At 66.3% G+C, this 8509-nt stretch carries 7 protein-coding genes; 1 reads left to right on the top strand and 6 read right to left on the bottom strand.

Annotated elements, in window-relative coordinates; all coding sequences use genetic code 11:
* Nucleotides 1-108 precede the first annotated feature (108 nt).
* From JCM9942_RS07115 to JCM9942_RS07105, 3 genes are all read right to left on the bottom strand, one after another.
* Nucleotides 109-1758: a M28 family metallopeptidase gene (locus tag JCM9942_RS07115; protein ID WP_054658725.1), complete on the bottom strand. Its 1650-nt coding sequence runs from the start codon at nucleotides 1756-1758 to the stop codon at nucleotides 109-111.
* 116 nt (nucleotides 1759-1874) lie between these two features.
* On the bottom strand, nucleotides 1875-2285 hold the full coding sequence (locus JCM9942_RS07110) for a VOC family protein (RefSeq protein WP_054658723.1): 411 nt from the start codon (nucleotides 2283-2285) through the stop codon (nucleotides 1875-1877).
* On the bottom strand, nucleotides 2285-2722 hold the full coding sequence (locus JCM9942_RS07105) for a VOC family protein (RefSeq protein ID WP_054658721.1): 438 nt from the start codon (nucleotides 2720-2722) through the stop codon (nucleotides 2285-2287). The genes JCM9942_RS07110 and JCM9942_RS07105 overlap by 1 nt, the downstream gene beginning before the upstream one ends.
* 584 nt (nucleotides 2723-3306) lie before the next feature.
* On the opposite strand from JCM9942_RS07105, the gene JCM9942_RS07100 reads away from it, so the two are divergent.
* Nucleotides 3307-6411 (top strand): TonB-dependent receptor, encoded by a 3105-nt coding sequence (locus JCM9942_RS07100; protein ID WP_054658719.1) that lies wholly within the window; start codon nucleotides 3307-3309, stop codon nucleotides 6409-6411.
* A 120-nt stretch (nucleotides 6412-6531) separates the two neighbouring features.
* Here the strand turns inward: JCM9942_RS07100 and JCM9942_RS20085 are convergent, their stop codons facing one another.
* The 3 genes from JCM9942_RS20085 to JCM9942_RS20075 form a co-directional block, all read right to left on the bottom strand.
* Nucleotides 6532-6978, bottom strand: coding sequence for a hypothetical protein (locus JCM9942_RS20085; protein ID WP_054658717.1), 447 nt, complete (start codon nucleotides 6976-6978; stop codon nucleotides 6532-6534).
* Nucleotides 6947-7468, bottom strand: coding sequence for a hypothetical protein (locus JCM9942_RS20080; RefSeq protein ID WP_256202321.1), 522 nt, complete (start codon nucleotides 7466-7468; stop codon nucleotides 6947-6949). The genes JCM9942_RS20085 and JCM9942_RS20080 overlap by 32 nt, the downstream gene beginning before the upstream one ends.
* Nucleotides 7469-7572: 104 nt before the next feature.
* The gene (locus JCM9942_RS20075) at nucleotides 7573-8337 is read right to left on the bottom strand and encodes an NHL repeat-containing protein (protein WP_425478321.1); all 765 of its coding nucleotides are present in this window, start codon (nucleotides 8335-8337) and stop codon (nucleotides 7573-7575) included.
* Nucleotides 8338-8509: the final 172 nt, after the last annotated feature.

Raw genomic sequence — 8509 nt, 5'->3', positions numbered from 1 at the left:
CAGAAACGATGGCCTGCCGGCGTCGCCCGGCGCGCGGGGCCGGAAACGCAAAGCCCCTCTCCAGGCCGGAGAGGGGCTCGGTCAAACCCTCACGCGTCCCGGTACGGGTTACTTGCGCTGGTCGGCGCTGGCATCACGGGTGGCGCGGAAGGCTTCTTCCGGGCTCCAGTTCGGCCACTGGCGCGAATTGGCCAGCTGCTCGCCCAGCGTGTAGACCACCTCCAGATCACGCGCGGCACCGGCGAAGGTCCAGTCCGCCTGCCATTCATCGCCCTGCTGGTGGTAGCGCTTGGCGGTGTAGTCATCCGAAGCCGCCTTGCCGGCCGCCACGCCCCCGTCGATCCAGTCCTGCCCGGCCGAGTACGACAGCGCCGGCACGCCGCGCTTGGCGAACGGGAAGTGGTCGGAGCGGAAGAACAGCCCGGCTTCGGGCTTGGTATCCGGGGTGTAGCGGATGTCCCAGGCCTTGGCCACGTCCTTGAGCTGGTCCAGCAGGTCCATCTTCGCCGAGCCGTAGATGCCGAAATCGCGCGACGGGCTGTACGGCGACATGCCGTCCATGTTGATCACCGCCACGGTCTTGGCCAGCGGGTACAGCGGGTGGCTGGCGTAGTACTCCGAGCCGAGCAGGCCCTTCTCCTCGGCGGTCACCGCCAGGAACAGCAGCGAGCGCTGCGGCCTGGGCTGGGTCGCAAAACCGCGCGCCAGCTCGACCAGCGCGGCGGTACCGGAGGCGTTGTCCATCGCGCCGTTGAAGATGCGATCACCGCGCGCATCGGGCTCACCCACGCCGATGTGGTCCCAGTGCGCGCTGTAGATGATGGTCTCGTCCGGGTGCGTGCTGCCCTCCAGGCGCGCGGCGACGTTGTGCGAGGTGATGACCTCGTTCTTCACCGCGTAGTGGGCCGAGAAGGTCTCGCCCTTCAGCTCCACCGGCTGGAAGTCGCGCGACTGCGCCTGCTTCTTCAGCGCTTCGAAATCCAGGCCGGCGCGCTTGAACATCGCCACCGCCAGGTCGCGCTGGATCCAGCCTTCCAGCGCCGGATGCGCAGCGGCCGGGTCGTCACGGACCACGTCGAACATGGTGTTGGTGTTGGAACCGGCCACCGTCGCCCAGCCGTAGGAGGCCGGTGCGGTTTCGTGGACGATCAGCACGCCGGCCGCGCCCTGGCGCGCGCCTTCCTCGTACTTGTAGGTCCAGCGGCCGTAATAGGTCATGCCCTTGCCGTCGAAATCACCGGCGCCGGTCTCGAAGTCCGGATCGTTGATCAGCACCACCGCGATCTTGCCCTTCAGGTCCACGCCCTTGAAGTCGTCCCAGTTGCGCTCCGGCGCCTTCACCCCATAGCCCAGGAACACCAGCGGCGCGTTCCGGATATCCACCTGCGACTGGCCGTTCATCGCCGCGCGCACGGCGATCTCCTGCCCCTGGCTCAGCGCCTGCGGGGCGCCCTGGCTGGTGAGCGTGAGCTGCGGCTTGCCGACGATGTCGCCCTTGAGCAGCGGCACGGCCTGGGTCCACAGCCGTTTCCCATCCTTCAGGTCACCGCCCGGCTGCATGCCGGCCGCGGCAAACTGTTTGCTCAGAAAGGCAATGGTCTTTTCCTCGCCGGCGGTAGCCGGGGAACGGCCCTCATAGGCGTCGGAGGAAAGCTCCTTGACGTCGGCCGAGATGCGGGCGCCGTCGAACTTCGGCGGGGCGGCCATCAGGGCCGTGGACACGGACATCGCCAACAGGCTGATCACGACTCGTTTCACGCGGGTACTCCAGTAGTCAGACAACTGACCGGGAGTGTAGCCAGCCCCCGCCCGGCACGGGCAGTGCCGGAGTGCATGGCGGCCGGCCTGGCTGCCACGCCGGAGGCGGGGCCTGGTTACGGGCCCGGCTGGCCGTCCATGTGGACGATTTCCCACAGGTGGCCATCCAGGTTCTGGAAGCCACGCTGGTACATGAAGCCGTAGTCGCGCGCCGGCATCGGCTCGCGGCCGCCGGCGGCCACGGCCTTGTCCACCAGTGCATCCACCGCCGCGCGACTGGCCGCCGACAGGCAGGTGATCACCTCGGTGTGCTGCCGCGCATCGCACAGCGGCTTGGGCGTGAAGGTCTGGAAGAACGGCTCCACCAGCAGCATCACGAAGATGCTGTCGCCGACCACCATGCAGGCGGCATTGTCATCGGTGAACTGCGGATTGAACCGGTAGCCCAGCGCACTGAAGAACGCCTTGGACGCCGGCAGATCCCGTACCGGCAGGTTGACGAAGATTTTCTGGGACGCGGCCGTCATCACGGGCCTGCCTCTGTCGGCTTCGTGCAGTCGACCATCCACCGCTGGCCGTAACGGTCCACCAGCATGCCCCAGCGCTGCGCCCGGAAGGTTTCGGCCAGCGCCCTGTGTACCTGTCCGCCTGCGACCAGCGTGGTGAACACCCGCTCGGCCTCCCCGATGCTGTCCACATCGGCGTTGCTCGTCGTCACACCCCGGCCGTTGGCCGCCGGGCCGTCGGCGGCCATCAGGATCGCACCACCGGCCTCGACCTGGCCGTGCGCCACCTGCTCCGGGGTGGGAGTGACGCCGTCACAGCCTTCGGCATCCATCCCGCCATCGTCTGGCACATCGCCATACTTCATCTCCGACACCACCCGGCCGCCCAGTGCGTTGGCGTAGAACGCCATCGCCTCACCGGTGTTGCCGTTGAAACCCAGGTAGGGAATCAGCCTCATCGTATTGGTCCGTTCGCGATGGAGCTGCCCTGGCAGCCTGCGGTGAAAACACACCGACAGACCTTGCACCCTGGCCGGCATGCCCGAGGTGAAGGCCCCAGGAGTCAATCCGCATCCCGGGACCAGCCGCCACCAACCGGCTTAACGGCTGGATGAGCATCCGCTGATCACAACCCGATCAGCCGCGTCCGGCCCGTGTGCGGAGCAAGCGACGACGCGCTGCCGGGTTGGCACCGGAGTAACGCCCCGAGAACGGCATCCGGATCGCGCTCCAAACGCCACGGCGGGGTCCTCCCCGACAGTCCCGGCAGACCGGCCGGGGAGGACCGCACCGGACCGAATTTCCGCGCATCCCGTGCCGGTTGCGCTTTCTCAACCGTAATGAAAATCACAGAATCGAAGGGATCTTCCGATAAAAAAATCATGTAACAACATGAAAAATTTGAAAAAAAAAATCCCACCCCAAAAAAAAATACTCGGAAGTGGTTAAATTTTCGGCTCAACAGGAATAGGTTTTGTTCACTTGCCATTTAGGTTCGACTGGGCCCGGCAAGTACCAACACTATTTTCTGGAGAGAGAGAAGATGGTCAAACGCAAGACGATCCAGCGCGCCGCGCTGAGTGCTGCATTGAGCCTGTGCCTTGCCGGGGGAGCCTACGCACAGAGCACCACCGGCAACATCTACGGCACGATTCCCGCCGCCTCCGCGGGAGACACCACGGTCCAGGTCACCAACGACAGCGGCTTCAGCCGTACGGTGACGGTCGACGCCAACGGCCGCTACAACATCAGCGCCCTGCCGGTGGGCAACTACAAAATCACCGCCCAGCGCAATGGCCAGGTCATCGGTACGCGCGAGGTGAAGGTGATCGTCGGCGCCGGTACCAATGCCTCCTTCGCCAGCGGCGGTGATGCCTCCACCCTGGAGACCGTCAACGTCACGGCGACCGCGGCGGCTGCCATCGACCTCACGGCCGTCGACACGCGTACCGTGTTCACCGCCGAACAACTAGAGCGCCTGCCGATCAACCGTTCGGCCGAAGCGATCGCCTTGCTCGCTCCCGGCGCGGTGGCCGGTGCCGGCGGCTATTCGGCACTGGCCGGACTGGTGTCCTTCGGTGGCGCGGGCGTTTCGGAAAACGCCTATTACATCAATGGCTTCTTCACCGGCGAACCGCTTTCCAATCTCGGTGGCTCGGGCCTGCCGTTCCTCGCCATCGCCCAGCAGGAGACCTATACCGGCGGTTACAGCGCCAAATACGGCCGCTCCGACGGTGGCGTGATCAACCAGATCGGCCAGCGCGGCACCAACACCTGGGAGTTCGGCGGCGAAATCACGTGGGCGCCAAAGGATCTGCGCGATGACCGCAAGGACCTGTACCTGCCCAACCTCGACCTTCCCGACGGCTATGAGTACGAAGATCCGGATGCCGCCGGCTCGCTGTACAGCCGTGGCAAGGGCGGCGACTCCAGCCGGACCACCTACGCGGCGTATGTGGGCGGACCGATCGTGCAGGACCGGCTGTTCTTCTTCGCCGCCGCCGAACTGGAAAAGCGCGATACCGTCATCAATCCCAATTCGCTGGCAACGCCGCGTACCGAGCACGGCAAGGACGACGACCACAACCTGTATGCCAAGCTGGACTGGAGCATCAGCGACAACCACATGCTGGCTGCCACCTGGCTCAAGAGCAAGGACGACTACAGCGGCAGCTACTACGCCTATGACATGGACACCGGCGTCGAAGGCGAAAAGCTGGGAGTGGTGCCGACGCCGGTCATCAAGAAGAACGACTACCGCATCCTGAACTACACCGGTTACCTGCGCGACGACCTTACCCTGAGCGCCACCTACGGCAGCAACGAGTACACCAACCAGCAGATCAACCCGGGCATCCTGCCAGGTATTCCCTACGTGGTCGGTGCCACCAACCAGGACCCGGCCATCACCGGCGGCACGCCCATTCCCAACCGCCAGGGCGGTTACCAGAGCCGCGATGGCAGGAACAAGACACGGGGCCTGCGCGCGGACCTGGAATGGGTGGTCGGCGACCACACCCTCAGCGTGGGTCTGGACAACATCAAGTTCGAAGCCACCAATGAAGGTACCGCGCAGGTGGCCGACTACTGGCAGTACGCCCGTACCAGCAATCCGGCCGGCAATATCTCCTCGGCCCTGGGCGTGGGTGCGCCCGGCGGCAACGGCTACTACGTGCGCCAGCTGAAGTATTTCAACAACACCGACATGTCGCTGGACCAGAAGGCCTGGTATCTGGAGGACCGCTGGCAGGTCACCGACAACCTGCTGCTGTCGCTGGGCCTGCGCAATGACGAGTTCACCAACAAGAACGACGCCGGCGCGGTGTACATGGATGCGAAGAACCAGTGGGCGCCGCGTCTGGGCGCCAGCTGGGACGTGTTCGGTGACGCCACGCTGAAGGTGTTCGGCAACGCCGGCCGCTACTTCCTGGCGATGCCCAACAACGTGGCCATCCGTGGCGCCTCGGCTTCGACCTTCACCTATGAGTACTTCACCTACACCGGCATCAACGCCGATGGTCTGCCCACCGGCCTGACCGCGGTACCGGGCGTGAACGGTGCGCCGCCACCGGGACCGGTTTCCTCCAACGGCGAGTATGGCGATCCGGTGGATGTGCTGGCCTTCGCGCCGAAGGACCTGAAGAACATGTACCAGGACGAGTACATCCTGGGCTTCGAGAAGCAGATCAGCGAGCGCTGGGTCGCCGGCGCCAAGTTCACCTACCGTGACCTGAAGTCCTCCATCGACGACGTCTGTGACCCGTACACGATGCTCGACCATATCGGTGCGGTGGACTACAACGCGCAGGGTTCGGGCTACAACGCCGAGCTGGCCGACGGGCGCAACGTGTTCGTGAACTACTGCTACATGTTCAACCCCGGTGGCAGCAACACCTTCAGCCTGGCCTACCTGGATGGCGCCGGGAATCCGACCGGTGAACGCACCGACGTGGTCATGAGCAGCAAGGACTGGGGCTTCAGCGAAGGCGTCAAACGCACCTACAAGGCGATCGACGTGTTCATCGAGCATCCGTTCGATGGCACCTGGGAAGGCCGTGCGACCTATACCTACTCCAAGAGCGAGGGCAACAACGAAGGCCAGGTGAAGTCGGAGTTCGGCCAGACCAACATCTCCAAGACCCAGGATTGGGACGCCTGGCAGATCATGCAGTTCGCCAACGGCTATCTCGCCAACGACCGGCGCCACTCGATGAAGCTGTACGGCAGCTACGCCTTCACCCCGGAATGGTCGGTGGCGGCCAACCTGCGGGTGCAGTCGGGTACGCCGATCAGCTGCCTGGGCTTCTACAACCCCGACGGCACAATCGACGAGAATTCCACCGAGGCCGACCCGATCGGCTATGGCCCGAGCTATCACACCTGCTTCGGCCAGATCGCCAAGCCCGGCTCCAAGCGCACGCCGTGGACCAAGGGCCTGGATATGAGCGTGACCTACCGTCCCGCGTTCCTGGATGAGCGGCTGGCGCTGAGCCTGCAGGTGTTCAACGTGCTCAACGACCAGAAGCCGATCCAGGTCGATGTCACCTCGGAAACCGACGTGGGCTACACCGTCTCCAACACCTACCTGTTGCCGATCGCCCGCCAGGCCCCGCGTTACATGATGCTCTCGGCGTCCTACCGCTTCTGATCAGGCAAGCAGCACGGACAAGTGAACACAGCGGCACCTTCGACCCCGGCGCACTGCCGGGGTCTTTTTTTGCCCGCAGGTCGATCCAGAACGCGGACACCGCCGTGCCTGTGGGCGGGCTCATGAATCTGTGAGCCGCAGCGGCAGCTCGCGTCCCTCCCGCGCCTGGTTGCCGCTGTAGTCGCTGGCGCTGATGCGGATGATGTAGTCACCGGCCGGCAGCTCGGCGGGCTGCCACAGGCCGCTGGCCAGTTCGCCATCGCGCACGGTGTTGGTCAGCACGTAGCGGAAACGGGTGCTGGCGCTGCCGTGCACGGTGATGCCGCTGTCGGCGGCGTAGGCCACCTTGACCGCCTCGCGCTGCGGCGGCATGCGGTTGAATTCGATGTTCATCCGCGGCTGTTCGTAGCCCGGCAACGGCCGGCCGGCGGCATCCAGGATCTGATAGCCCAATGCATACAGGCCGAGGCGGCGGCGCGGCAGGTTGTGGTCGACCTGGTCCCAGGCCTCCACCACCAGCTGCAGGCCGCCCCCCTCACGGGCGACCCGCAGCCGCCCATCCACCATGTCGCGCAGACGCCGGTCGTTGGCGTCGAGAGGGCGATGTCATCGATCCTCGGTGCGACCCGGTCGGCGTAGTTGGCAAAGCCCAGCCGCACCGCGTTGCGCTCGTAGCCCGAGGGCCCCACCGCCAGATGCACGTGGGCCTGGCTGTTGATGCTGCCCAGCGCGTCGCCAGGCTGGAAACGGGTACCGCGGCGCACCCGCACGCGCTCCAGGCGGCCGTTGTCGTCGTGACCAGCTGGAAGCGGGCGGCATCGAGCGGGCGGTTAGCGGCGTCGCGGCCGACCTTCATATGGAGGTAGTCCAGCGTGTCCAGCGAGAAGCCTTCGGCCTGCCCGCCCAGCGTCCAGGTCGCCGCCGGGCTGCTGACCTTGCCGGCGGCGATGGCCAGCACGGTCTGGCCGACATCGCCGCGCACGTCGAAACCACTGTGCAGATGGTGACGGCTCTCGCCGCTGAAATTTCCGCGCACCTCGCCGAGCGTGCCGGTCACCTCGTGCCAGCCGGTCTGCGGCGCCAGCGGCCAGCGGCCCTGGTTGGCCGGCAGCGGATTGTCCGGCGACGGTCCCAGCAGCGGTACCTGCGGCGCTGTACCCGCTAGTTGCCGCTGCAGGTGATGCAGGCGGTAGCATCGGCATCGGCCAGCAGCAGGCTGCCATCGGGTGCCAGCGCCAGCCCGGCCGGGCGCGCAAAGCGGTGCGTCTCATTGCCGGCCACGGCGACCACATGACCGTGCGGCGAGACCTGCACCACCCGTCCACTCGACCGCTCGCCGACATAGGCCACCCCGTCATGGGTGACAGCCAGGGTCATCGGCCCCCACAGCACACGCTCGCCATCACCGCCGCCCACGCGCGTTGTGACCTTCCCGTCCGGGGTGACGCTGCGCAGCGCGTTGTTCTGCAGATCGGCGACCCACAGGCTGCCATCGGGCGCCAGCGCCAGGTCGGTCGGGGTGTCGAAACGCGCCTGCGCGCCGGCGCCATCCACCCAGCCGGGCCGGTCACCACCGGCCAGCGTGCTGACCTGGCCGTCAGGGCCGATGACACGGATGCGGTCGTTCCAGGTATCGGCGACATAGACGCGGTCGTCGGCGCCCACCGCCACACCCATCGGCCCGTTGAACCGCGCCTGCCGGCCCGTGCCATCGGCAAAGCCGGGCGTGCCGTTGCCGGCCAGCGTGCTGACCTCTCCGTGCGGGGTGACCTTGCGGATGGCGTGGTTGCCGGTGTCGGCCACGTACAGATTGCCGTGCCGATCCAGCGCGATACCCGAAGGCGTGTGGAACGCGGCCGCCGCGCCCCGGCCATCGGCGAAGCTTCGCCACTGCCGGCCAGCAGCCGGAAGCGGCCATCCAGCCAGCGGTAGAGGATGCGGTTGTTGTCGCCGGCATCGGCCACGAACACCACTCCGCCGCCGATCGCCACGCCCCAGGGATCACTGAAACGGGTCTGCGCCGCGCTGCCGGTGTTCTCCCCGGCCAGACCGTCACCGCCCAGCAGATCGATCCGCGCCTGCCAGCCCAGCGGGGTCG

Origin of the sequence: Stenotrophomonas pictorum JCM 9942 (assembly GCF_001310775.1) — a bacterium.
GTDB lineage: Bacteria > Pseudomonadota > Gammaproteobacteria > Xanthomonadales > Xanthomonadaceae > Stenotrophomonas > Stenotrophomonas pictorum.
Note: the sequence above shows the minus strand (reverse complement) of the source record. Positions and strands in the feature narration are given on the sequence as shown.

Coding starts and splice junctions, on each gene's coding strand:
- JCM9942_RS07110 (WP_054658723.1), bottom strand. CDS start 2,285: ATGACGGCCGCGTCCCAGAAAATCTTCGTCAACCTGCCGGTACGGGAT.
- JCM9942_RS07105 (WP_054658721.1), bottom strand. CDS start 2,722: ATGAGGCTGATTCCCTACCTGGGTTTCAACGGCAACACCGGTGAGGCG.
- JCM9942_RS07100 (WP_054658719.1), top strand. CDS start 3,307: ATGGTCAAACGCAAGACGATCCAGCGCGCCGCGCTGAGTGCTGCATTG.
- JCM9942_RS20085 (WP_054658717.1), bottom strand. CDS start 6,978: ATGGTGGATGGGCGGCTGCGGGTCGCCCGTGAGGGGGGCGGCCTGCAG.